This is a genomic window from Streptomyces sp. NPDC005202, assembly GCF_040608235.1.
Taxonomy (GTDB): domain Bacteria; phylum Actinomycetota; class Actinomycetes; order Streptomycetales; family Streptomycetaceae; genus Streptomyces.
The window spans coordinates 98915-122522 of record NZ_JBEXHW010000009.1 but is presented as its reverse complement, the minus strand read 5'-3'; the positions used below and the strand labels follow the sequence as shown (position 1 = coordinate 122522).

Sequence of the window (23608 nt, the reverse complement as noted above, 5' to 3'; positions counted from 1 at the left end):
GCCGGCGCGTGCGGGGGCACCCTGGGCGGTGGGCCGCGGCGTACGCGTCGCAGAAGGAGGCCACCGTGCCGGAGGACCTGGCCGCGGCGCTGGAACTCAGCCCACGGTGCCCCCGCCCCCGCCCTCGCACTGACGGCCCCACCCTCGCCCCACGTGCTGACGCCGAGCGCCCGCCCTCCCGGTCCCGCCTGGTCACGGGGGAGTGGAGGGCGGGCGCGCTCAGGGGTGTGGGCTCGGCGGAGATCGCCGGTGGTGCGGCCGGAGGCTCAGGCGTTCTTGATCGCCGAGATGTCGAAGTTCAGCTTGATCTTGTCGGAGACCAGGACACCGCCCGTCTCCAGCGCCGCGTTCCAGGTCAGGCCCCACTCGGAGCGCAGGATCTCGGCCTTGCCCTCGAAGCCGACGCGCTCGTTGCCGAAGGGGTCCTTGGCGGCGCCGTTGAACTCGAGGTCGATGGTGAGTGGCTTGGTGACGCCGAGGATGGTCAGGTCGCCGGTGATGCGGTAGTGGTCGCCGCCCAGGGCCTCCGCCTTGGTGGAGCGGAAGGTCATGGTCGGGTGCTCGTCGGTCTTGAAGAAGTCGGAGCTCTTCAGGTGTCCGTCGCGGTCGGCCGAACCGGTGTCGATGCTGTCCATCTTGACGTCGATGGAGGCGGTCGACCGGGACGGGTCGCCACCGTCAAGGTGCAGGGTGCCGGTGAAGTCGTTGAACTTGCCCTTGACGTTCGTGACCATGGCGTGCCGCGCGACGAAGCCGAGCGTGGAGTGGGCCGGGTCGATCGTGTAGTCGCCGGTCAGCGAGGCCGGCTCCGGGTTCACGGCGGCGGGGGTCTCGGCGGTGTCGGTGACGGTCTTGCGGCCGAAGATGCCCATGAAATTCTCCTTGGGGACGGGTGGCGGCTCAGCGCGAAGCCAGAAGGCTCAGTATGTTGAACATTCAACGAGCTCAACGCTCACGACGGTAGACCTATTCTGTTCAGGTTTCAACATCACCGCTGCGTGTTTTCGGGATTACCTACGGTCACCCTCCCTCCGCCCTCTGGCGGACGCGCGTAGATCTCGGGCACCATCTCCCTGCACCACTGCACCACCTGCACAGCCGCCACACAGGAAGCACGGCCATCCGCAGGAAGGGTTCCCATGAAGGTCACGAAGGTCATGAAGGTCCGCTCGGTCCTGACCGCCCTCGCCCTCGTCGTCGCCCCCGGCGTCGCCGTCGTCGGCACTGCCACCGACGCCTTCGCCGTCACCAAGATCAGCCACGCCACCGCGACCCAGATGTTCCGCAACGTCGGTATCACCTGGTCCTCCTCAGGCAACTGCTCCGACCGCAACAACCCCACCTGCACGTCCTTCGAGCAGCTCAACCTCGCCACCGCCCAAGGAGCCCAGACCCTCAAGGGCGCCAGCGGCTGCGCGCTCAACATCACCGGCGGTACCGAGACCGGCCACGCCTCCGGCACCTACTCCCACTGGAACGGCTACAAGCTCGACTACGGCAAGAACACCTGCATCACGAGCTACATCAAGAACAACTTCACCTACATCGGCCTGCGCGGCGACGGCGCCCCGCAGTACCAGTCCGGCTCCGGCAACATCTACGCCGACGAGGGCAACCACTGGGACGTCCTGTACTACAACTGCGGCGGCTGCTGACCGGCAGCCGCACGCGACGTGGACGTCCGGGCGGCGGTTGTCCGACAGCCGCCGCCCGGACGGTCCGGAGTCGTTGACCGGCCCCGGTCGTGTCGATAGCCAGTGTTCATGACGAAGCATCAGCAGACCCGCCGCGCCTTCCTGCTCGCGGCCGCCGTGCTCTCCGCGGCCGTCACCGGCGCACCCTCGTCCCGCGCCGCCAACGACACCCCCGCCGACACCCCCGACACCCCCACCGACGCCCCCGCCGACACCCCCGACGACCCCTACGATGCCCTCCGCCGCCGCTGGCTCGACATCATCCTCGGCACCGGCTACGACCCGGCGGCCGAGCCCTACGCCTCCCGGCTCACCGAGACCGCGCAGCTGGCCCGCGGCTTCCAGGACACCATGGCCCCGACCGCCGTCTCCCTCTGGCCCGGCCACCCCTTCGACCCGCCGTCCGGCATCACCCAGAGCTACAGCCGGCTGTGGACGATGACCCAGGCGTACGCCCAGCGGGGGACCGGTGCGACGGGCGATCCCGGTCTCCTCGCGGACGTCCTCCGCGGCCTCGACCACCTCTCCGCCACCGTCTACAACCCCTCCACCACCCGCTACGGCAACTGGTGGGAGTGGCAGATCGGCAGCCCCCGCCTGCTGATGGACATCACGGCCGCCCTCCACGACCGCCTCACCGACGCGCGGATCAGCGCGGCCTGCGCGGCCGTCGACCACTTCATCCCCGACACGATGCTGCACGACTACTCCGGCACCTCCACCGACGCCAACCGGGTCGACCTGTGCCGTTCCGTGGCGCTGCGCGGCATCCTCGGCCGGGACGGCGCCAAGGTCTCCCTCGCCCGGGACGCGCTGTCGCCGGTCTTCCCGTACGTCACGAAGGGCGACGGGCTCTACGCCGACGGCTCGTTCGTCCAGCACACCTGGGTCGCCTACTCGGGCACGTACGGCCAGGTCATGCTGGACGGGCTCGGCCGCCTCTTCGCGCTCCTCGCCGGGTCCCAGTGGGAGGTGGCCGATCCGAACCGGCAGATCGTCCTCGACAGCGTCGAGCACGCCTACGCCCCGCTCATCCACGACGGGCTGGTGATGGACAGTGTCAACGGCCGTGCCATCAGCCGGGGTTACCTCAAGAGCGACGACCGGCACGTGATGCGCAGCGACCACTTCCACGGACAGGGGCTGATCGCGGCGATCGCGCTGCTCGCGGGCGGTGCGAGCCCGGCCGAGCGCGACCGCTGGTACGCGCGCATCAAGGGCTGGATCGAACGGGACACCGTGACGCCGATTCTGACGGCGCCTCAGTTCGGCGTCGCGGACCTGGCCCGGCTGCACGCGGTCGCCGACTCCGGCGTGCCCGCCGCTCCGGAACCCGTCGGCCACCACCTCTTCGCGGCCATGGACCGCGCCGTCCACCGCCGTCCCGGCTTCACCGTGAACATCTCCATGGCGAGCGACCGCATCGCCTACTACGAGTGCGGCAACGGCGAGAACCCGCGCGGCTGGCACACGGGAGCGGGCATGGTCCTGTGGTGGCCCGCCGGTGAGCCGACCGACCAGTACACCGACTGGTTCTGGCCGACCGTGGACTGGTACCGGCTGCCCGGCACCACGGTCTCCACCCGGCGGCTCGCCGACCGGGCGGGCGGCGAGTGGGGGCAGGCCAAGCCGGACGTGCGGTGGGTGGGCGGCACGACGGACGGCGAGTACGCGGCGATCGGGCAGCACCTCAAGGGGCTCGACTCCACCCTGGAGGCCCGCAAGTCGTGGTTCTGCGCGGACGACGCCGTGATCTGCCTGGGTGCCGGGATCACCTGCGCCGACGGGGTGCCGGTCGAGACGGTCGTCGACAACCGCAACCTGGGGGAGAACGGCACGCCGGCCTTCGTACGGGGCCACGGCTGGGCACACCTGGAGGGCCACGGCGGCTGGGTCGTTCCCGGCGGGGACCTGAAGGCCCTGCGAGAGGACCGCACCGGTGCCTGGTCCGACATCAACACCACGAGTACGACGGAGCGGCGCACCCGGCGCTGGCAGACTCTCTGGCTGGATCACGGCACGGATCCGACGGACGCCACGTACGTCTACGTCCTGATGCCCGGCGCCTCCCGCCGTGCGGTCGCCGCCCGCGCCGCCGACCGCCACTGGATGTCGGTGCAGGCCAACGACGCCGGCCGCCAGGCGGTGGCCGTGCCCTCGCTCGGCCTGCTCGCGGCCACTTTCTGGCGGGCCGGTACGGTGGGCCGCCTGGCCGCCTCGGCCGGTGCGAGCCTGCTGATCCGCCGTCGGGGGCGGACGGCTACGCTCTGCGTGAGCGAGCCGCCGCGCACCGGCGTGCCGCTGGAGATCACCTGGGACCGACCGGTACGCCGGGTGCTGCGGGCGGACGACTCCGTCGAGGTGCTGTCGGCAGGCCGCCGTCTGGGTCTGCGTGTCACTCCAGGGATGGCATGTGCGACGCACGAATGCGAGGTGACTCTCGCCCCCTGACTTTGTGCGACCCCTACAAGACCGAAGCCCTCTGAGCAGTCGGAAAGGCTGCAAGCCGCCCCGGTTCTGTTCAGGGGTACCAGGAAAACGGGCCGGAGACTGTACGGAGTCGACGGCTCGCTTTCCTTGGTGTCTTCGTAAGGTCACTACATGACCGTTTTGGAAGAGACGACGGGTGAGCCGGCCGCCGAGCCGACGGACGCGCGCGGGCGGGTGGCCGAGCTGCACGAGATCCGTGCGCGGGCTGTGGCGGGTCCCAGCGAGAAGGCGACCGTGGCGCAGCACGCCAAGGGCAAGCTGACCGCCCGGGAGCGGATCGAGCTGCTCCTGGACCCCGGTTCCTTCCGGGAGGTCGAGCAGCTGCGCCGGCACCGGGCGACCGGGTTCGGTCTGGAGGCCAAGAAGCCGTACACCGACGGTGTCATCACCGGCTGGGGCACGGTGGAGGGCCGCACGGTCTTCGTCTATGCCCATGACTTCCGCATCTTCGGCGGCGCGCTGGGCGAGGCCCACGCCACGAAGATCCACAAGATCATGGACATGGCCATCGCGGCCGGGGCCCCGCTGGTCTCCCTGAACGACGGCGCCGGCGCCCGTATCCAGGAGGGCGTCTCCGCGCTGGCCGGCTACGGCGGCATCTTCCAGCGCAACACCAAGGCGAGCGGGGTCATCCCGCAGATCAGCGTCATGCTGGGCCCGTGCGCGGGCGGCGCGGCCTACAGCCCCGCCCTGACGGACTTCGTCTTCATGGTCCGCGAGACCTCGCAGATGTTCATCACCGGCCCGGACGTGGTCAAGGCGGTCACCGGCGAGGAGATCACCCAGAACGGCCTGGGCGGCGCCGACGTGCACGCCGAGACCTCCGGCGTGTGCCACTTCGCCTACGACGACGAGGAGACCTGCATCGCCGAGGTCCGCTATCTCCTCTCCCTCCTCCCGCAGAACAACCGGGAGAACCCGCCCCGGGTGGAGTGCACGGACCCGGCCGACCGCCGCTCGGACGTCCTGCTGGACCTGGTCCCGGCGGACGGCAACCGGCCCTACGACATGGCGAAGGTCATCGAGGAGATCGTCGACGACGGCGAGTACCTGGAGATCCACGAGCGCTGGGCACGGAACATCATCTGCGCACTGGCCCGCCTGGACGGCCAGGTCGTCGGCATCATCGCCAACCAGCCGCAGGTGCTGGCCGGCGTCCTGGACATCGAGGCCAGTGAAAAAGCTGCACGCTTTGTTCAGATGTGTGACGCTTTTAACGTTCCGATCGTCACCTTCCTGGACGTTCCGGGGTTCCTCCCCGGTGTCGACCAGGAGCACGGCGGGATCATCCGGCACGGCGCGAAGCTGCTCTACGCCTACTGCAACGCCACCGTGCCGAGGATCTCGCTGATCCTGCGCAAGGCGTACGGAGGCGCCTACATCGTCATGGACAGCCAGTCCATCGGTGCCGACCTCACCTACGCCTGGCCGACCAACGAGATCGCCGTGATGGGCGCGGAAGGCGCCGCCAACGTCATCTTCCGCCGCCAGATCGCCGAGGCCGAGGACCCCGAGGCGATGCGGCAGAAGATGGTCAAGGAGTACAAGGCCGAGCTGATGCACCCGTACTACGCGGCCGAGCGCGGCCTGGTGGACGACGTGATCGACCCCGCGGACACCCGCGAGGTGCTGATCAAGTCCCTGGCGATGCTGCACACCAAGCACGCCGACCTGCCCTCCCGCAAGCACGGCAACCCCCCGCAGTAACCCAGCGGACGCACCGCGGCAATCCCGCGGACCTCTCTCTCACGGAGACTGACACCCATGGACAACGCTGACATTCGCGTCGAGAAGGGCCACGCCGAGCCCGAGGAAGTCGCCGCCATCACGGCCATCCTCCTGGCACGCGCGGCGGCCCGCCCATCCACGACCCAGTCCCACCGCGGCCGCCTCAAGGCCGGCTGGCGCCGCCTGGAGCGCGAGAACGGCTTCCGCGCCCCGCACAGCTGGCACGGGTGAGCTGCGCCGGCTTGACCGCTCGCCCACGCCGCGAAAGGGCCCCTCTGCTTGGAGGGGCCCTTCCTCCTTTCCTCGCTGTGGTCCACAGGGGGCACCCTGTGGTCCACAGGGGGCAAAGGGGGTCCTGGCAGTTCGGCACCACTGGACTTCGCCGTCGTGGTTACCACTGGACTTCGCTGTCGTGGTTCCGTCGTGGTTACCACTGGACTTCGCTGTCGTGGTTGTTCGCCGTCGCGCGGACAGACGTAGGGGCCCCCTTCGTCCGGAGGGGGCCCCTGAGTCCGTGTGCGGTTTCCGCTAGCGCAGGCGCGCCATCAGCGCGTGTTCCACCAGGGTGATCAGCGCCGACTTCGCGTCCGCGCGGTGACGGGCGTCCGTCGTGATGATCGGGGTGTCGGGGCCGATCTGGAGGGCTTCCCGCACCTCGTCGGGGGTGTACGGCTGTTGGCCGTCGAAGCCGTTCAGCGCGATCACAAACGGCAGGCCGCTGTTCTCGAAGTAGTCGACCGCGGGGAAGCAGTCGGCGAGGCGGCGGGTGTCCACGAGGACGACCGCGCCGATGGCGCCGCGCACCAGGTCGTCCCACATGAACCAGAAGCGGTCCTGGCCGGGCGTACCGAAGAGGTACAGGATCAGGTCCTGGTCGAGGGTGATGCGGCCGAAGTCCATGGCCACCGTGGTGGTGGTCTTGTCCCCGGTGTGGGTGAGGTCGTCGATGCCCGCCGAAGCAGACGTCATGACGGCCTCCGTGCGCAGCGGGTTGATCTCCGAGACGGCGCCGACGAACGTGGTCTTGCCCACGCCGAAGCCGCCCGCCACCACGATCTTCGCGGAGGTGGTGGAGCGGGAAGGACCGCCGCTAGAGCTTGCGAAGTCCACTGAGCACCCTTTCGAGCAGTGTCACGTCTGGCTGGCCACCGGCGTTCTCGTCGCCGCCGGGCTGATGGATGGCGACCAGGCCCGCCTCCGCCAAGTCGGCGACGAGAATCCTGGCCACGCCGAGAGGGATCGTCAGCAGGGCCGAGATCTCGGCCACCGACTTGATCTCGCGGCACAAGTTGCAGATCCGCTGATGCTCGGGCAGTTGGCCCTGCATCTGGTACGGCTGCGCGGTGGTGTGCACCAGTGCCTCGATGGCGAGCTGGTACCGCGGCCTGGTGCGGCCTCCCGTCATGGCGTACGGGCGCACCAGGGGGTTGTTCGACGCCCCGGCGGGCGCCGGCTCAGGGGTACGTCGCTGCGGCTGCACCGGCTGGATGCGCGGAGCCGGCGGCTGGTCGTACGGCGACGGGCCGGGGCCCTGTGGCGCGTACGGCTGCCGATGGCTCGGGGTGGAGGGGAATCCGTACGGGTTCATCGAGCCGTCGCCCGGGCCCTGGGCAGGGCCGTACGACCAGTTGCCCGAAGGCGAACCGCCTGGGGGTGTTGCCACTTTCTCTCCTCCTCCGACTGTGCTGAGCACCCAACCCTGTGGAAGCCGCGCCCCGAAACCTTACGGCTCCGGGACGCCAAAACGCACCGTCCGTCTGTTAGTTGAGAAGGCTTCCCTGAAGCTCCGCACGCAGATCCGGTGTCAGGACCGTACCGGCCCGGTCCACCAGAAGGGCCATCTCGTACCCGATGAGGCCAATGTCCGCCTCCGGGTGTGCAAGCACCGCGAGCGACGAACCGTCGGAGATGGACATGATGAAGAGGAATCCCCGCTCCATCTCCACAACCGTCTGGTTCACGTTGCCGCCCTCGAAGATGCGCGAGGCACCGGCGGTCAGTGAGGTCAGACCGGAGGCGACGGCCGCGAGCTGGTCGGCGCGGTCGCGGGGAAAGCCTTCGGACATCGCCAGAAGGAGTCCGTCGGCGGAGACCACCACGGTGTGGGACACCCCGGGGGTGTTGTCCACGAAGTTGGTGATCAACCAGTTCAGGTTCTGTGCCGCCTGGCTCATCGGGCTCACACTAACGCTCCTGGTTGTAGGTGCTGTCAGGACCGAAGCCCTGGCCGTTCTTGTCACTTCCTGCGCTGCGTCCCCGCTGGACGCCCCGGCGCAGGTTGCTCAGCCTGCCCCTGACGTCCTCGGGGGCGCGGGAGACCTGTGGGCCGCCCTGCGGGGTCGCTTCCGCGGCGCCCTCGACCAGGTTGGCCTTGGGCACCCGCCTCGGCAGGCCGGAGGAGGTCACCCCGCCCGCCTTGGGCTTCCGGAGTTGCGCGGCCTGCTGCCAGCGCTCGTCGTTCGCCGAACGCCAGTCGCTGTCGCCGTTGCTCTCCGAGGTGTGGGCCGGCGCTTCCCGGTTCACGCGCTGGGTGCCGTTCGAACCGCTCGCGATGGATCCGCGGCGGGGCAGCCCGGCGTCGGTCAGCTCGTGGACGGCGGAGTGGGCCGGTCCCGGACGGTCGAAGCCTACGCGGTCCGCCTCGTTCACGTCACCGGCCTGCGCAGATTCCGCTTCCGGAGCGTACTGGTCCGGGTAGCCGTTCTGGTAGCCGTCCCGCTGCGGCCAGTCGTCCTGGTAGGACGGCTCCTGGAAGGCGGAGTACGTCTCCGAAGCGGCGGCGTGGGTCGGCGCGTGCTCCTCCTGCACCGGTTCCGCATACGTCGGCTCCGGGTAACCGCCGTTCGACGAGTAGGCGTCGTGCTGCGGCAGGCCGCCGTTCGGCGCGAAGTACGTCTCGTCGTACCCAGTCTGCTGCTGTTCCTGGTACCCGGTCTGCCGCTGCTCCTCGTACGACGTCTGCTGGTCGTACGCGGCGGGCTGCTCCTGGTAGGCCGTCCCGCCGGTGTCGTAGGCCTGCTGCCCGTCGAACCGGTCGCCGTACGAGGGCGCCTCGGAGGCCTCCTGGGCGGGCGCCTGGCCCTGCGCCTGGGCCTCCAGGGCGGCACGGCGCTCCTCGCGCATCAGCGAGCGGCCGACGGGGTCCAGCTCCCGGATGTCGTCCGGGACCTCGGCGTAGCGGCTGTCGTCGAAGCCGAGCTCGGCCGCCGTACGCATCGGCTGCTGGTTGAAGTTCTCGCCCTGGAAGTTCTGCTCCGGGATGATCTGCGAGACCGTGAACTCGTCGCGGTCCAGGGACTGTTCGCCGCCACCGCCGTGGGTGATCGCGTCCGGCAGCATGACCAGCGAGGTCGTGCCGGCCTGCTCGCCGGAGGGGCGCAGCTGGACGCGGATGCCGTGCCGGTCGGCGAGCCGGCCGACCACGAACAGGCCCATGCGCTGCGAGATCGCCACGTCCACGGTCGGCGGGTTGGCCAGCTTGTGGTTGATGTCCGCGAAGTCCTCGGCGGTCAGGCCGATGCCCTTGTCGTGGATCTCGATCATGATCCGGCCGTCGGGCAGGCGGGTCGCGGTCACGCGGACCTTGGTCTGCGGCGAGGAGAACGTGGTGGCGTTCTCCAGCAGCTCGGCGAGCAGGTGCACGAGGTCGGTCACCGCGCGGCCGTGGATCTCGGCCTCGGGGACGCCGGACAGCTCGATGCGCTCGTACTGCTCCACCTCGGAGGAGGCGGCGCGCAGCACGTCGACCAGCGGGACCGGCTGGTCCCAGCGGCGGCCGGGTTCCTCGCCGGCGAGGACGAGGAGGTTCTCGCCGTTGCGGCGCATACGGGTCGCCAGGTGGTCCAGTTTGAAGAGGTTCTCCAGTTGGTCCGGGTCGGCCTCGTTGTTCTCCAGTTCGGTGATCAGGGTCAGCTGGCCCTCGATCAGCGACTGGTTGCGGCGCGAGAGGTTGGTGAAGATCGCGTTGATGTTGCCCCGCAGCAGGGCCTGTTCGGCGGCGAGCCGGACGGCTTCGCGGTGAACCTGGTCGAAGGCGCGGGCGACTTCGCCGATCTCGTCGGTCGAGGTGATCGGGATCGGCGCGACCCTGGTGTCGACGCGGCCGGGGTCGGTGCGGGAGAGCTGGTCGACCAGCATCGGCAGGCGCTGCTCGGCGATGCCGAAGGCGGCGTTGCGCAGCTGGCGCATGGAGCGGCTCATCTGGCGGGCCACCAGGCCGGCCAGGATGAATGCGGCGAGCAGGGCGACCACGACGACCGCGCCGGTGATGAACGTCGACTGCTTGGCGTCATCGGCGATGGCGGCGGCCTCGTTCACCGCCGTGTTGGCCATGTCCGACTCGATCTTGCGGTAGGCGTCGAACTTGAGGGTGTTGACCGCCCACCAGTTCTGCGCGGTGATGCCCTTCTGGGCGAGTGCTTCGCGCTCGGTGGGGCCTGTGGTCTTCAGCGTCGCGAGAGCCGTGACCATCTTCTGCGGGTCGGACGGCGGCGGCACGTAGTTCGGGTCCTTGGCCTTGGCCTGCTGGGCCATCGCCACGGCCTTGGTCTGGATCTCCTTCTTCAGCGCGTCGAGCTTGTCCGCGTCGGCCTGGGTGCCACCGCCGACGTACTCCTCGACGGCGATGCCCTCCAGGTAGGCGTACGAGGACAGGGCGACGCGCTGGGAGGCCAGGTTGGGGGCGTCGGGGCCCGGCTTGATCAACATGTGCATGCCGATCGAGCGCTCCAGCGACAGGGCCGCCTTGGTGAGCGAGATGGCGTAGACCGTACGGCCGTAGGAGGTGATGTTGCCGGTGCCCAGGCCGAGTTCGTTGGCGAACTCCATCAGCGGGTGGGCGACCTTGACGTAGCCCTCCTCGGTCTGCACTCCGGTGAGCTTGGGGGTGTACGCGGCCGCGCGCAGCGTCTGCAGCTCCGGCTCCGCCTGGCGGAACAGCTTCAGACGGCGCTCCAGGCCGGCCTTTTGCGGCATGTTATGCGCCGCCTGGTCGAAGGCGTCGGCAGCCGCGTCCGTCTTCTTGCGGGCCGCCGTGACGGTCGGGTCGTTCTGGCCCTTGCCCTCCAGGAGCGGAGCGGCGGTGACGTCCCGCTCGGTGTAGATGGCGTCGGCGTAGGCCAGGGAGGCCCGCACCAGGCGCGCGGTGTTCTCCGCGTCCTGGGCGTTCTGCCAGGTGTCGATGGAGCTCTTGACCTGGAAGCCGCCCATGACGAGGCCGACCAGCACGGGTATGAGCAGGATCGCGTTGAGCCGGGTCGGCACCCGCCAGTTGCGCGGGGAGAAACGGCCGCCGCTGGGCGCGGGGGCGGCCGGCGGCTCCGAACCGGGCACGTGTGCGGGCGCCGCTCCGCGCGGCGGCGGGGTGAAGTTGCCCCGGGCCGACGGCTCGGGGCCGTTCTTGCTTCGCCTCACTCGACCAACAACCTCTCGGCGGTCGGCACCTACGTTGTGCCGCAGTTTCTCAGAGCCCAGTACGCCATCGAGTACGTAGTACTGCTGAGTACTTCTTTGACTACTGGGCAGTTCAGGCATTCCAGCACGTCAGCCTGCGCTCTTCCAAACAGTGGAAACCGCTGATTCCGAGTGATGTAAGCCCCAGATAAAACGGTCATAAAGAGCGAGCCCCGCCAAAAGGCGGGGCGATTGTGCGCGCAGCGACACCGAATGTGCGCTACGCGTGGCCGCACCACCCGATTCCTCTGCCGAAACGTTATGAACACCGGGGCCGACCGTGTCAAAGGACACACTCGGCTCCGGTGCAGCATCTACGACAACTGCCGTATGGCACTTCCGACTTGGGTGCCACCTGAAACCTGTCTCGGGCGTTACCTCAGCCGGGCCATCAGTGCGTGCTCGACCAGCGTGATCAGGGCGGACTTCGCGTCGGCGCGGTGACGGGCGTCCGTCGTGATGATCGGGGTGTCGGGGCCGATCTGCAGGGCCTCGCGCACCTCCTCCGGCGCGTAGGGCTGCTGGCCGTCGAAGCCGTTCAGCGCGATCACAAACGGCAGGCCGCTGTTCTCGAAGTAGTCGACCGCGGGGAAGCAGTCGGCGAGGCGGCGGGTGTCCACGAGGACGACCGCGCCGATGGCGCCGCGCACCAGGTCGTCCCACATGAACCAGAAGCGGTCCTGGCCGGGCGTACCGAAGAGGTACAGGATCAGGTCCTGGTCGAGGGTGATGCGGCCGAAGTCCATGGCCACCGTGGTGGTGGTCTTGTCCCCGGTGTGGGTGAGGTCGTCGATGCCCGCCGAAGCAGACGTCATGACGGCCTCCGTGCGCAGCGGGTTGATCTCCGAGACGGCGCCGACGAACGTGGTCTTGCCCACGCCGAAGCCGCCCGCCACCACGATCTTCGCGGAGGTGGTCGCCCGGCCTCCGTCAGAGCTTGCGAAGTCCACTGAGCACCCTTTCGAGCAGCGTCACGTCCGGTGCGCCGCCGTTGTTCTCGTCACCGCCCGGCTGGTGGATGGCCACCAGGCCGGCCTCGGCGAGGTCCGCGACGAGGATCCGGGCCACGCCCAGCGGCATGGCCAGCAGCGCCGACACCTCGGCGACCGACTTCACCTCGCGGCACAGATGGCAGATCCGCTGGTGCTCCGGGAGCAGTCCCATCAGCGCTGCCGGGTCGGCCGTGGTGCTGATCAGCGCCTCGATGGCGAGCTGGTAGCGCGGCCGGGTCCGGCCGCCGGTCATCGCATACGGACGTACCAGCGGCTGGTCGCCCTCGTCCCCGTACGGCTCGGCGTACGGATCATGAGAGGCGGTAGGCGGGGTCATGAATCCTCCGGGCGGGACAGCAAGTTGGTCAGTCAAGCCGTCTGACGGGGCCGGTGGGGGGATTGTGGCGGCCGGACGGTGATTTGGTGAGGTGGGTGGTACCGGGGCCGGTCAGTGGAGCAGACTGCCCTGTAGTTCGGCACGCAGGTCGGGCGTAAGTACCGCGCCCGCGCGGTCGACGAGCAGTGCCATCTCGTAGCCGACGAGGCCGATGTCGCACTCGGGGTGGGCCAGAACCGCCAGGGATGACCCGTCCGAGATGGACATCAGGAAGAGGAATCCGCGCTCCATCTCCACGACCGTCTGCGCCACGTTGCCGCCGTCGAAGATCCGGGAGGCCCCGGCGGTCAGTGAGGTGAGCCCGGACGCGACGGCCGCGAGCTGGTCGGCGCGGTCGCGCGGGAAGCCTTCGGACATCGCCAGAAGGAGTCCGTCCGCGGACACCACAACGGTGTGGGACACCCCCGGGGTGTTGTCCACGAAGTTGGTGATCAACCAGTTGAGGTTCTGTGCCGCCTGGCTCATCGGGCTCAACTAACGCTCCTGCTGGTGAGTGGGTCTCGGGAAGCTGCCGGTCTGGCCGGAACCGGCCTGCCGACCCTGTGCGATGCCCCGACGGAGATTGGTCAGGCGACCGCGTACGTCGTCAGGCGCACGCGAGACCTGCGGACCGCTCTGGTGCTGTTGCTGCTGAGCCGTGCCCGGGACAAGGTTCGCCCGAGGCACCCGGCGCGGCAGGCCGGAGGTGGTGACGCCGCCCGCAGCCGGCTGCCGTACGCGCTCGGCCTGCCGGATGAGTTCGTCGTTCGGCGAGCTGCGCCAGGGGGTGGCGGCGGGACGCTGGGGAGCAGGAGAGGCCTGCGGCTGCTGCGAGGCCGGAGCCGAGCCGTTGCTCTGCTGCCGGCCACCGCGGAACCAGTTGGTCTCCAGGGTGTCGTACAGCGGCGTCCGTCCGTCGCCGGGACCCGTGGCCGGCGGAAGGGCCTCGGGCTCCTGACGGACGGGACGCTGCTGCGGACGCTGCGGGGCCGGCGGGCGCGGGGCACCGAAGTCGGCGCCACGGCCGCCGGGCTGCGGCCGCTCGAACTGGCCCGTGGACGACGGGTCCTGACGGCCCGGCAGGGCGTGCCGACCCGTGGAGCTGCCGTCGTAGCCAGGCGTGGTGAACTGGCCCGTGGAGCCGTTGTCGTACGCCTGAGGCGCTGCGAACTGGCCGGTGGAGCCATTGTCGTACGCCTGCGGGGCGGCGAACTGGCCCGTGTTCGACGGGTTGTTCTGCGGGGTCGGGCCGAACACGTCCGAGCGGACGAACTGGCCCGTGTTCTGAGGCGAGTTGGCGCCAGGGCCGGCGAACTGGCCCGTGTTCTGGGCACCGCTCGCCCCCGGACGCGGAGCGTCGAAGTCCGGGCGGGGGAACTCGGACGTGGAGCCGGGGCCCTGACGGTCGCCGGCCCGCGGAATCGCCGGCATCTCCGTGGTGGAGCCCGGTCCCTGCCGGTCGTCGACCCGCGGCAGCCGGGAGGTCTGTGCCGGATCCTGCTCGTCGTGGCCGCGCGGGGCGTCGAGCGCGGCGCGGTCCGCAGCGTTCTGGGCGGTCTCGCCGTTCCAGCTCGACGTCCGGGACTGCGAGGTGCCGCCCGGCAGCTCCGCACGCGGACCGCCGCGCGCCGGCAGCTGCGGCTGCCGGCCCTGCTCGGCGCCGTTCGCCCGCTGCGGGGGTACGGGGCCGCGCGCACCGCCGCCGAAGCCCTGCGGCGCACCCGTGCCGGTGGCCTGCAGGCCCTGCGGGGCACCCGGCGCCTGACCGCCGAAGCCGGTACCCGCGCCGGCCGCAGCCGGAGCCGGACGGCCCTGCTGCGGCGCACCCGGACCCTGCGGCCCGCGCGCTCCGCCCGGCGCACCCGGACGGCCGCCCGCGCCGGGCAGCGCGGCCCGCGGACCCTGACCGGCGCCGACCTGGCCGCGCGCAGCGGCCCCGGCGCCGAGCCGGCCGGTACCGCCCGCGGGCGCACCCGCGCCGAGGGCGCCGCCGCCCTGGTTGTTCGCGCGTCGAGCCGCGGCCGCACCGACGGCGGCCTGCGCGGCCGCCGGACCGCCGACGGAGGGGGCACCGGGCTTGCCCGGAGCCGGCTTCCTGCCGCCCTGGGCGACGTCCACGGGCAGCATGACGAGGGCCGTCGTACCGCCGGAGTCGGACGGGCGCAGCTGGATGCGGATGCCGTGGCGCTGGGAGAGACGACCGACCACGAAGAGGCCCATGCGGCGGGAGACCGACACGTCCACGGTGGGCGGCGAGGCGAGCCGCTCGTTGATCGCGGCGAGGTCCTCCGGGGACAGACCGATACCGGTGTCGTGGATCTCGATCAGCACGCGGCCGTCCGGCAGCGCGTGACCGGTGACCTTGACCTTGGTCTGCGGCGAGGAGAAGGAGGTCGCGTTCTCCAGCAGCTCGGCGAGCAGGTGGACGAGGTCGTTGACGACGCGGCCGGCGACCTCGGTGGTCGGGACCGAGGCCAGCTCGATGCGCTCGTACTGCTCCACCTCGGACGCGGCGGCGCGGAGCACGTCGACCAGCGGGACCGGGCGGGTCCAGCGGCGGCCGGGCTCTTCACCGGCGAGAACGAGGAGGTTTTCACCGTTGCGGCGCATACGCGTCGCCAGGTGGTCGAGCTTGAACAGCGAGGACAGCTGGTCCGGGTCGGCCTCGCGGGACTCCAGTTCGGAGATCAGAGACAGCTGGCGCTGGATCAGACCTTGGGAGCGGCGCGAGAGGTTGGTGAACATCGCGTTGACGTTGCCCCGCAGCAGGGCCTGCTCGGCGGCGAGGCGGACCGCCTCGCGGTGCACGTCGTCGAAGGCCGCGGCCACCTGGCCGATCTCGTCCCGGGAGTGCACACCGACCGACTCGACAGAGGTGTCGACGTCCTGCGGGTCGGACTCGGACAGCTGCTTGACCAGCTCGGGCAGGCGTTCCTGGGCGACCTTGGTCGCGGTCTCCTGCAGCCGACGCAGCGAGCGGATCATGGAGCGGGCCACGACGAAGGCGCCGACCAGCGACACGCCGAGGACGAGCAGGATCAGCGCACCGGAGATGATCGCGTCGCGCTCGGTCGCGCTGCGCAGCTGGCGGGCCTTCTGCTCCATGTCCTCGAGCAGCGTGTGCTCGATCTTGTTCATCTGCTCGATCTTGGTCGAGCTGTCGTCCACCCAGTCGCGGTACGAGCGCTTCTGCAATCCGGCGAGGCCGTCCCTCGAGTCGAGGGCGCGCCTGGCGTAGGTGTCCGCCGACAGGATGGTCGGGTTGCCCTCGTCGATGGGCTTGATGAGCTCCTCGGCGCCGTCGCCGTAGATGTTGCGGAAGCTGCTGAGCTCGGACGTCTGGCTCTCCAGCGCCGACTCGGCGTACAGCCGGTCGTTCTCGGAGAGCCTGCCGACGTTGGTGTTGTTGGCGGGCAGCGCGGCCGCGATGACCGCGCGCTGGATGGACGCGTACTCCTTGGCGGAGGAGAAGGCCGCAAGGGCGCGCGTGCGCTGGATCATCTCCGGGTTGCTGGTCGCCTCGGCCATGTCCTGGGAAAGGCTGAGCAGCTCGGTGATGAGCCGGTGGTAGGCCTCGACCGTCTGGGTGGAGTTGTCCTGGGACTGGTAGGCGTTCTTGCGGATCTTGCTGAGGCCGTTGAGCTCGGTGACGAGGCCGACCAGTGTGTCGCGGACGCCCTGGAGGTTGCCGTCCTTGCTGGCGCTGTCGATCTCCTCGGAGCTGTTGATGAAGTTGTCCCGGGCCCGGTCGGTCTTCTCCCGATAGCCCTTGACCGTGATGTCGCTCGCGCTGGAGGGGTGCGCCAGCGGGCCGGCGGACTGGTCGCGCTCCTCCTGGAGCGCGGCGGCCAGCTCGGTGGCCTGCTTGGTCATGTCCGTCAGCAGCTTCATGTTGTCGAGCTGCTGGATGTCGTCCATGTTCTGGCTGATGCGCAGCGCGCCCAGCGAGGTCGCGGCGACCACGGGGAGCGCGAGCAGCGACACCAGACGCGTGGAGATGCGCCAGTTGCGCAGGGCTATTCGCGAGCCGGGACCGACCGGGCCCAGTCCCTTGGGCGGCCTGACTGCCGGAGCGGGGCTCGGCGACGCGGACGCACCGGCGCGTCCGGTGCGTCCGGGGCGCTCACCGCCGTCGCCGGACGGGGCCGGGCCCGGCTTCTGGGCGTGCTGGGGCGAGGAACCGCGGTCGGTCCCGCCGTGCGGCTCCGGCTCCGCCGAAGCGCTGCCATCCCTCTTGAAACGTCCCTGCACTAGCGTCGCAACCTCTGGACCAGGCGCCCCTCCGCGCGAGCGGAAGGACGGTGTCGGCGTCGTGGAGGGCGTCCTGAACACGCCCCCTCGGTGGTCGTGAGTGACCGGCGCAGGCTCCCCCTTCTCGCCGCCGTTCGGCGCTGCGTTGCGCCCCTTGCGCGCCGGCTCGATCCTGCGGCGGTCCGTGGCATTCCAGCACAGTGCCGGATCTCCAACAAGGCTCGTGGGCCAGGCTGTGACCTCCGTGACAGGCCGTGAGCGATAAGTCACAGGACGTGGAAAGTGATCTCGCCCATAACGGACATACATCTACGATCCAGTGAGCCATGAGAGGTGTCCCAGTCGCCATGATCAGGAGCGGAATGGTGGCTTCAGGGGGTCAATGTCCGTTTCGTTGAGGTGAGGCGCGAGTCGGAATTGACCGGTTTGGGGGCGGAGCCGTGAGTAAAATCACATACCGATCACAGGCTCTTCTCGTCTTCGGCAGGGAATTGCATGTTTAGCCTGACGCTTTACAGAGATGGCAAATCCGACAACCCGCGCCCGCATGGGGGTTCTTGACCCTCCCGGCGCCCGTACACGACAAGGTCTCGTACAACCGTGAAGACGACGATGATGTTCCGCACGATAGCCAACCCGCGGCGCACGACGCTGGCGCACCTCGAGGACGCCGACGCACTGCAGACGCCGGAGCAGCCGGAGCACCCCGTCTCTCTCCCCACGCAGACCGCCAACCCCAAGCGCACCGTCCTCATGGAGGCTCCGGTTCCGGCCTCCGTCGCGGAGTAGTACGCACACCGGCCGCCGGATGCTCAGGACGGCCGGATACGGAGATCAGGGGCACCCCGCGAATGGGGTGCCCCTCCTTCATGCGCGAGGTGCGGGGCCCCCGCCGCGTTAGCCTGGAGCGTCAGACTCCAGCCAGCTCACTTAAGGGGCGCAAGGATCCCGTGCGCATCGCCAGGTTCTCCATCGACGGGAACGTCGCCTTCGGCGCGGTCGAGGGTGACAAGCCGGACGAGCTCGTTCTCGACATCATCAAGGGCATCCCGTTCGCGGACTTCGAGCTCTCCGGTACGAAGGTGCCGCTGAGCAAGGTCCGGCTGCTGCCGCCGGTGCTCCCCAACAAGGTCGTGGCCTTCGGCCGCAACTACGCCGAGCACGCTCGCGAGCTGGGCAACGCGGTGCCCGACGCCCCGTTCGCCTTCTTCAAGCCATCCACCTCGGTGATCGGCTCCGGCGACGAGATCCAGTACCCGTCCTTCTCCCAGGAGCTGCACCACGAGGCCGAGCTGGCCGTCGTCATCGGCCGCATGTGCCGCGAGGTCCCGCGCGAGCGCGTCAAGGACGTGATCCTCGGCTACACCTGCGCCAACGACATCACCGCCCGCGACGTCCAGCGGCGCGAGAAGCAGTGGGCCAGGGCCAAGGGCTTCGACACCTCCTGCCCGCTCGGCCCCTGGGTGGAGACGGATCTGGACATCGCTGCCGCGGCCGACCTGACCATCCAGCTCACCGTCAACGGCGAGCAGCGCCAGCTTGGCCGCACGAGCGAGATGATCCACCCGATCGAGGATCTGATCGTGAACATCTCCGAGGCCATGACGCTGCTCCCCGGCGACGTGATCCTCACGGGCACCCCGGCAGGGGTCGGCCCCCTCAACGTCGGCGACGAGGTCGCCGTCACCATCGAAGGCATCGGCACTCTCACCAACAAGGTTGTCAAGCGTGGCTAGCGCACCCGTCCGCGTACGTTTCTGCCCGTCGCCCACCGGTAACCCCCATGTGGGCCTGGTCCGCACCGCCCTGTTCAACTGGGCGTTCGCCCGGCATCACCAGGGCACCCTGGTCTTCCGCATCGAGGACACCGACGCGGCCCGCGACTCCGAGGAGTCCTACAACCAGCTGCTCGACGCGATGCGCTGGCTCGGCTTCGACTGGGACGAGGGCCCCGAGGTCGGCGGCCCGCACGCCCCGTACCGCCAGTCGCAGCGCATGGACATCTACCGCGACGTCGCGCAGAAGCTCCTCGACGGCGGCTACGCCTACCACTGCTACTGCTCGCAGGAGGAGCTGGACACCCGCCGCGAGGCCGCCCGCGCCGCCGGCAGGCCCTCCGGCTACGACGGCCACTGCCGCAACCTCACCGCCGAGCAGGTCGAGCAGTACAAGGCCGAGGGCCGCACCCCGATCGTCCGCTTCCGCATGCCCGACGAGACGATCACCTTCACGGACCTGGTCCGCGGCGAGCTGACGTTCACGCCGGAGAACGTGCCGGACTACGGCATCGTCCGCGCCAACGGCGCCCCGCTCTACACGCTGGTGAACCCGGTCGACGACGCCCTGATGGAGATCACCCACGTCCTGCGCGGCGAGGACCTGCTCTCCTCCACCCCGCGGCAGATCGCCCTGTACAAGGCGCTGATCGAGCTGGGCATCGCCAAGGGGATTCCGGAGTTCGCCCACCTGCCGTACGTGATGGGCGAGGGCAACAAGAAGCTCTCCAAGCGCGACCCGCAGTCGTCGCTGAACCTCTACCGCGAGCGCGGTTTCCTCCCCGAGGGCCTGCTCAACTACTTGTCGCTGCTCGGCTGGTCGCTCTCGGCCGACAAGGACATCTTCACGATCGACGAGATGGTCGCGGCCTTCGACATCAGGGACGTCAACCCCAACCCGGCCCGCTTCGACCTGAAGAAGTGCGAGGCGATCAACGCCGACCACATCCGGATGCTCGATGTGAAGGACTTCGCGGAGCGCTGCCGGCCGTGGCTGCAGGCCCCGTTCGCCCCGTGGGCGCCGGAGGACTTCGACGAGGCGAAGTGGCAGGCGATCGCGCCGCACGCGCAGACCCGCCTCAAGGTGTTGTCGGAGATCACGGACAACGTCGACTTCCTGTTCCTGCCGGAGCCGGTCTTCGACGAGGCGTCCTGGAACAAGGCGATGAAGGAGGGCTCGGACGCCCTGCTCCGCACGGCGAGGGAGAAGCTGGAGTCGGCGGACTGGACCTCGGCCGAGTCCCTGAAGGAGGCCGTCCTGGCCGCCGGCGAGGCCCACGGCCTCAAGCTCGGCAAGGCCCAGGCGCCGGTCCGCGTCGCCGTCACCGGCCGCACGGTCGGCCTGCCGCTCTTCGAGTCCCTGGAAGTCCTGGGCAAGGACAGGACCCTGGCCCGCATTGACGCGGCGCTGGCGAAGCTGGCGGCGGCGTAAGCAACGCCTTACGCACACAGGGCGGCAGCCAAGGAAGCTGCCGCCCTGCTGTTTGCGGCACTACTGACTACGGGACCAGGGGCAAGCCCCAGTCTGGCTCAGGCTCGGGTTGCTCGGGGAGTGGCACTCCTGCCTGCCCTGGAACGGTGGGAGCCGGCGTGGAGACCGCCTTCCCGGGTCCGGACATCAGGCTCGACGACTGGCGGGTGCGCCGGTCCGATACGACGATCCCGCCCCGCCACTTGCCCACCAGGTCCTGGTATCGGAACTGCAGTGAGCCGTTCTCCGAACTGCTCCCGCAGACGTTGGTAGGCATCGTCGCAGTGCACGTTCCAGGTCACGTCGTTGAGGTAGGCGTGACAGGCAATGGGAAACAACAGCGACGACACCAAGAGGTCTGCGAGCTGGAGAAGGGTGTGCGTGTCACTGTGGCCAAAAACCGGTGACTCGATGATCCCCCGCAGGCTGTCACCGCCCGCACGGTATTTGCGTGTGGTCACACAGTGCACATTGGGCGCGTCTTCACCTTCGTACGACTGTCGAGGACCATCATGCCGCGGGAGTGCTCGTGGGCGAGCTGTGCCTGGAAGGTCTCGTTCAGCGCGGCGACGGAGGCCGGATAAACACCGGATTCGTCGAACGCCCGCCTCTCTTTCTTGATCCAGACGCGGGCAAGAACACGAGTCTCGTGCGCCTCCAGTATGTCGAGCAGCGAAGCCACCAGCTCCATGGCCGCGCGGCGCCAGCTGTGGTTGCCGGCCCGGAGGTTCTTGCGGACGTCCGAGCCCTTGATCTCGTGCTGGATTGTCCCGCGTCAAGCTGATGGCAGGTTTTGGGGCTCGGGAAGGTTGGGGATGGTGGGGTCGGCCTGGCCGAGGTAGACCTCGAGTGGCCGGTTCATAGCGATGCCCTCGTGCGGGCGGGTGGTGTTGAATTCCTCCCGGTAGGCGTGGGCGTGCTCGGCCAGGACGAGGCCGTCGGGGATCTCCTCGCGGTAGAGCTTCTCGTACTTCAGCGAGCCGAAAGCCCCCTCCCGGACGCCGTTGGTGTTCGGGGACTTCTTGCGGGTGCGTATGTGCTCCAGCTCCGGGTGGGCGGCGAAGAAGCGGGCGAAGGCGCTCGTCACGCAGGCCAAGCGCGCCTTCGACGCGAACCTGAAGCAGACGCCCACGGTCAACCTCCTCCAGGAGAAGAACCAGGAAGCCCGCGTCTACTTCTCCACGTACCAGACGATGATCAACCTCATCGGCCAGACCGACGGAGACGGCCGCCGCCGCTTCGGCCCCGGCTTCTTCGACTTGGTCGTGATCGACGAGGCCCACCGCTCGGTCTATGACAAGTACCGCTGGATTTTCGAGTACTTCGACTCGCTCCTTCTCGGCCTTACCGCGACTCCCAGGGACGAGGTCGACCGCAACACGTACCGCCTCTTCCAACTGGAGGACGGCGTCCCCACCGACTTCTACGACCTGGACGACGCGGTCCGCGACGGCTACCTCGTCCCACCGGTCCCGATCAAGGCGCCGCTGAAGTTCATGACGCGTGGAGTCCGCTACGCCGAGCTCTCCCCGGAGCAGCAGGCCGAGTGGGACCGCCTGGAGTGGAGCGAGGACGGTGCCGTACCAGACGTCGTCTCCGCGAACGACGTCAATCGCTACCTCTTCAACGAGGACACGGCGGACAAGATCCTTGAGACCTTGATGACCTACGGCATCAAGGTTGAGGGCGGTGACCGCCTCGGCAAGACGATCGTCTTCGCCCGCAACAACGACCACGCGAAGTTCCTGGAGGACCGCTTCAACGCCAACTACCCGCAGTATGGCGGCAAGAAGGCCCGGGTCATCACGTACAAGGAGAAGTACGCCCAGTCCTTGCTGGACGCTTTCGCCGACCCCAACCCGAAGAACCCGGACGAGGTCCCGGACATCGCCATCTCCGTCGACATGTTGGATACCGGCGTGGACGTACCCGAGGTCGTCAACCTCGTCTTCGCTAAACCGGTCTTCTCCAAAACGAAGTTCTGGCAGATGATGGGCCGCGGCACCCGCCTGCGCCCGGCCCTCTTCGGACCCGACCCGGACAACCCGGACCATGCCAAGAAGAACTTCCTGGTCTTCGACTTCTGCGGCAACCTCGACTACTTCAGCACGCACCTGCCCACCCGGGAGGGGCGCACCACGCTCTCGCTCGCCGAACGCACCCAGGCGCGTCAGCTCGACCTGATACGGGCACTCGACCGTCGCACCCCGCCGGATCCGGCGCGCGACGCCGGAGCCGATGCGTACGCCACCGAGGAGCAGCTGCGCTGGTCCCTCGCCCACCGGCTGCACAGCACGGTGAGCGGCATGTCCCCCGAGCACAACGTCCTCGTCCGGCCTCACCGCCATGAGGTCGAACGCTTCAGCGATTTCACTGCCTGGCGCGTCCTGGACGACGAGGCCGACAACCTGCTCAGGTCCGGCGTGCTCGGTTTGCCCAGTGAATGGCGGGAGGACGACAAGGACCCGGGCGAGGAGGCCAAGCGCTTCGATCTCAAGGCGTACGAGCTCCAGCTCGCGGCTCTGGAAGGCAGCCCGGACTACGTACAGCGGTGTACCGAGATACAGGAAATCGCCCAGAACCTGCTCACCAAGCTCAACAACCCCGCCGTGGCCGAGCAGGCGCCCCTGCTGGAAGCGTGGGCAGTCGACGAGTGGTGGGAGGACGTAACTCTGCCCATGCTCGAAGACCTGCGGCGCCCTCTGCGCCCACTGGTCAAGCTGATTGACCCGTCGGCAAAGTGAAAGATCGTCTTCACGGACTTCCTTGAGGACGAGCTCGGCGACCACATCGAGGTCAACCTCCCCGGCATACCAATCGGTACGGACATCGACCGCTTCCGTGTCACGACCCGCGCCTACCTGGACAAGCACCCCGAAAACCCGGCTGTGCGCAAGCTCACACAGAACGAGCAGATCACCGCCGACGACCTCAAGGCGTTGGAGCAGGCATTTCTGGACGAGGGCGTGGCCTCCGCCGAGGACCTGGAGCAGGTGGCCCAGCACGGCCCAGGTCTCGGCCTCTTCGTCCGCTCCGTCGTCGGCCTGGACCGGGCGGCAGCCCAGAAGGCCTTCGAAGGCTTCACTGTGGGCCGCCGGCTCAGCCCCCAGCAATGGGACTTCCTCGACCTGGTCATCGACGCGCTGACCAAGCGTGGCTACCTGGAGCTTCCGGATCTCTTCAAGAGCCCGTTCACCGACCGCTCCCCGAACAGCCTGCTCGGCTACTTCACGAAGGAGGAGGCCGACGAGCTCAAAGTGATCTTCCTGGAGCTTCGCAACCGCGCCCACCCTACGGAGCTGGCCGCGTAACACTCATCACGATGTGAGGCCGGTTCCTCCGCGCAGGGGGGCCCGGCCTCGCCGCGCTGGCAACGTGCT

General features: G+C 69.1%; 20 protein-coding genes and 1 pseudogene. 10 read left to right on the top strand and 11 right to left on the bottom strand.

Annotation, left to right across the window (positions count from 1 at the left end; all coding sequences use genetic code 11):
• Positions 1–23 precede the first annotated feature (23 nt).
• Positions 24–107, top strand: a pseudogene (locus ABZV31_RS16685) (OmdA domain containing protein); the annotation flags it as partial.
• Between the two features lie 159 nt (positions 108–266).
• Here the strand turns inward: ABZV31_RS16685 and ABZV31_RS16680 are convergent.
• Complete coding sequence (locus tag ABZV31_RS16680) at positions 267–872, bottom strand: YceI family protein (protein WP_355893879.1); 606 nt, start codon at positions 870–872, stop codon at positions 267–269.
• A gap of 285 nt (positions 873–1157) precedes the next feature.
• On the opposite strand from ABZV31_RS16680, the gene ABZV31_RS16675 reads away from it, so the two are divergent.
• The 4 genes from ABZV31_RS16675 to ABZV31_RS16660 all read left to right on the top strand — a co-directional run bounded on the left by ABZV31_RS16675 (position 1158) and on the right by ABZV31_RS16660 (position 6143).
• Positions 1158–1655: a hypothetical protein gene (locus ABZV31_RS16675; RefSeq protein ID WP_355894102.1), complete on the top strand. Its 498-nt coding sequence runs from the start codon at positions 1158–1160 to the stop codon at positions 1653–1655.
• 108 nt (positions 1656–1763) lie between these two features.
• A complete protein-coding gene (locus tag ABZV31_RS16670) occupies positions 1764–4145 on the top strand; it encodes a polysaccharide lyase 8 family protein (protein WP_355893876.1) in 2382 nt (793 codons plus the stop codon).
• A 150-nt stretch (positions 4146–4295) separates the two neighbouring features.
• Positions 4296–5891: an acyl-CoA carboxylase subunit beta gene (locus tag ABZV31_RS16665; RefSeq protein WP_355893873.1), complete on the top strand. Its 1596-nt coding sequence runs from the start codon at positions 4296–4298 to the stop codon at positions 5889–5891.
• Positions 5892–5948: 57 nt separating this feature from the next.
• The gene (locus ABZV31_RS16660) at positions 5949–6143 is read left to right on the top strand and encodes an acyl-CoA carboxylase subunit epsilon (protein ID WP_355893870.1); all 195 of its coding nucleotides are present in this window, start codon (positions 5949–5951) and stop codon (positions 6141–6143) included.
• 297 nt (positions 6144–6440) lie between these two features.
• On the opposite strand, the gene ABZV31_RS16655 is transcribed toward ABZV31_RS16660, so the two are convergent.
• The 8 genes from ABZV31_RS16655 to ABZV31_RS16620 all read right to left on the bottom strand — a co-directional run bounded on the left by ABZV31_RS16655 (position 6441) and on the right by ABZV31_RS16620 (position 16982).
• Positions 6441–7022 (bottom strand): ATP/GTP-binding protein, encoded by a 582-nt coding sequence (locus ABZV31_RS16655; RefSeq protein ID WP_055515381.1) that lies wholly within the window; start codon positions 7020–7022, stop codon positions 6441–6443.
• Positions 7003–7575: a DUF742 domain-containing protein gene (locus ABZV31_RS16650; protein ID WP_355893867.1), complete on the bottom strand. Its 573-nt coding sequence runs from the start codon at positions 7573–7575 to the stop codon at positions 7003–7005. Before ABZV31_RS16650 ends, ABZV31_RS16655 begins: the two co-directional genes overlap by 20 nt.
• 97 nt (positions 7576–7672) lie before the next feature.
• Positions 7673–8086 (bottom strand): roadblock/LC7 domain-containing protein, encoded by a 414-nt coding sequence (locus ABZV31_RS16645; protein ID WP_029385896.1) that lies wholly within the window; start codon positions 8084–8086, stop codon positions 7673–7675.
• 10 nt (positions 8087–8096) lie between these two features.
• A complete protein-coding gene (locus tag ABZV31_RS16640) occupies positions 8097–11324 on the bottom strand; it encodes a nitrate- and nitrite sensing domain-containing protein (protein ID WP_355893864.1) in 3228 nt (1075 codons plus the stop codon).
• 413 nt (positions 11325–11737) lie between these two features.
• Positions 11738–12313: an ATP/GTP-binding protein gene (locus tag ABZV31_RS16635; protein ID WP_355893861.1), complete on the bottom strand. Its 576-nt coding sequence runs from the start codon at positions 12311–12313 to the stop codon at positions 11738–11740.
• Positions 12294–12692 (bottom strand): DUF742 domain-containing protein, encoded by a 399-nt coding sequence (locus ABZV31_RS16630; RefSeq protein WP_019058642.1) that lies wholly within the window; start codon positions 12690–12692, stop codon positions 12294–12296. The genes ABZV31_RS16635 and ABZV31_RS16630 overlap by 20 nt, the downstream gene beginning before the upstream one ends.
• Positions 12693–12803: 111 nt before the next feature.
• Entirely contained in the window at positions 12804–13217 is a 414-nt protein-coding gene (locus ABZV31_RS16625) for a roadblock/LC7 domain-containing protein (RefSeq protein ID WP_355893858.1), read from the bottom strand.
• A gap of 9 nt (positions 13218–13226) precedes the next feature.
• Positions 13227–16982 carry a nitrate- and nitrite sensing domain-containing protein gene (locus tag ABZV31_RS16620; protein WP_355893855.1) on the bottom strand — a complete coding sequence of 1252 codons (3756 nt, stop codon included), beginning with the start codon at positions 16980–16982 and terminating at the stop codon, positions 13227–13229.
• A gap of 600 nt (positions 16983–17582) precedes the next feature.
• On the opposite strand from ABZV31_RS16620, the gene ABZV31_RS16615 reads away from it, so the two are divergent.
• The 3 genes from ABZV31_RS16615 (at position 17583) to gltX (ending at position 20189) form a co-directional block, all read left to right on the top strand.
• Positions 17583–17771, top strand: a complete 189-nt coding sequence (locus ABZV31_RS16615; RefSeq protein WP_355893852.1) for a hypothetical protein — start codon at positions 17583–17585, stop codon at positions 17769–17771.
• A gap of 161 nt (positions 17772–17932) precedes the next feature.
• A complete protein-coding gene (locus ABZV31_RS16610; RefSeq protein ID WP_355893849.1) occupies positions 17933–18718 on the top strand; it encodes a fumarylacetoacetate hydrolase family protein in 786 nt (261 codons plus the stop codon).
• On the top strand, positions 18702–20189 hold the full coding sequence (gene gltX / locus ABZV31_RS16605; RefSeq protein ID WP_355893846.1) for a glutamate--tRNA ligase: 1488 nt from the start codon (positions 18702–18704) through the stop codon (positions 20187–20189). The genes ABZV31_RS16610 and gltX overlap by 17 nt, the downstream gene beginning before the upstream one ends.
• 496 nt (positions 20190–20685) lie before the next feature.
• Here gltX and ABZV31_RS16600 read toward each other — a convergent pair whose 3' ends face one another.
• Positions 20686–20910 carry a hypothetical protein gene (locus tag ABZV31_RS16600; RefSeq protein WP_355893843.1) on the bottom strand — a complete coding sequence of 75 codons (225 nt, stop codon included), beginning with the start codon at positions 20908–20910 and terminating at the stop codon, positions 20686–20688.
• Between the two features lie 93 nt (positions 20911–21003).
• Positions 21004–21315 carry an integrase core domain-containing protein gene (locus ABZV31_RS16595; RefSeq protein ID WP_355893841.1) on the bottom strand — a complete coding sequence of 104 codons (312 nt, stop codon included), beginning with the start codon at positions 21313–21315 and terminating at the stop codon, positions 21004–21006.
• Here ABZV31_RS16595 and ABZV31_RS16590 point away from each other — a divergent pair.
• Both ABZV31_RS16590 and ABZV31_RS16585 read left to right on the top strand, forming a co-directional pair.
• Positions 21263–22972 carry a DEAD/DEAH box helicase family protein gene (locus ABZV31_RS16590; protein ID WP_355893838.1) on the top strand — a complete coding sequence of 570 codons (1710 nt, stop codon included), beginning with the start codon at positions 21263–21265 and terminating at the stop codon, positions 22970–22972. The two genes, ABZV31_RS16595 and ABZV31_RS16590, sit on opposite strands and share 53 nt — an antisense overlap.
• A 3-nt stretch (positions 22973–22975) precedes the next feature.
• On the top strand, positions 22976–23539 hold the full coding sequence (locus tag ABZV31_RS16585) for a type I restriction-modification enzyme R subunit C-terminal domain-containing protein (protein WP_355894099.1): 564 nt from the start codon (positions 22976–22978) through the stop codon (positions 23537–23539).
• Positions 23540–23608: the final 69 nt, after the last annotated feature.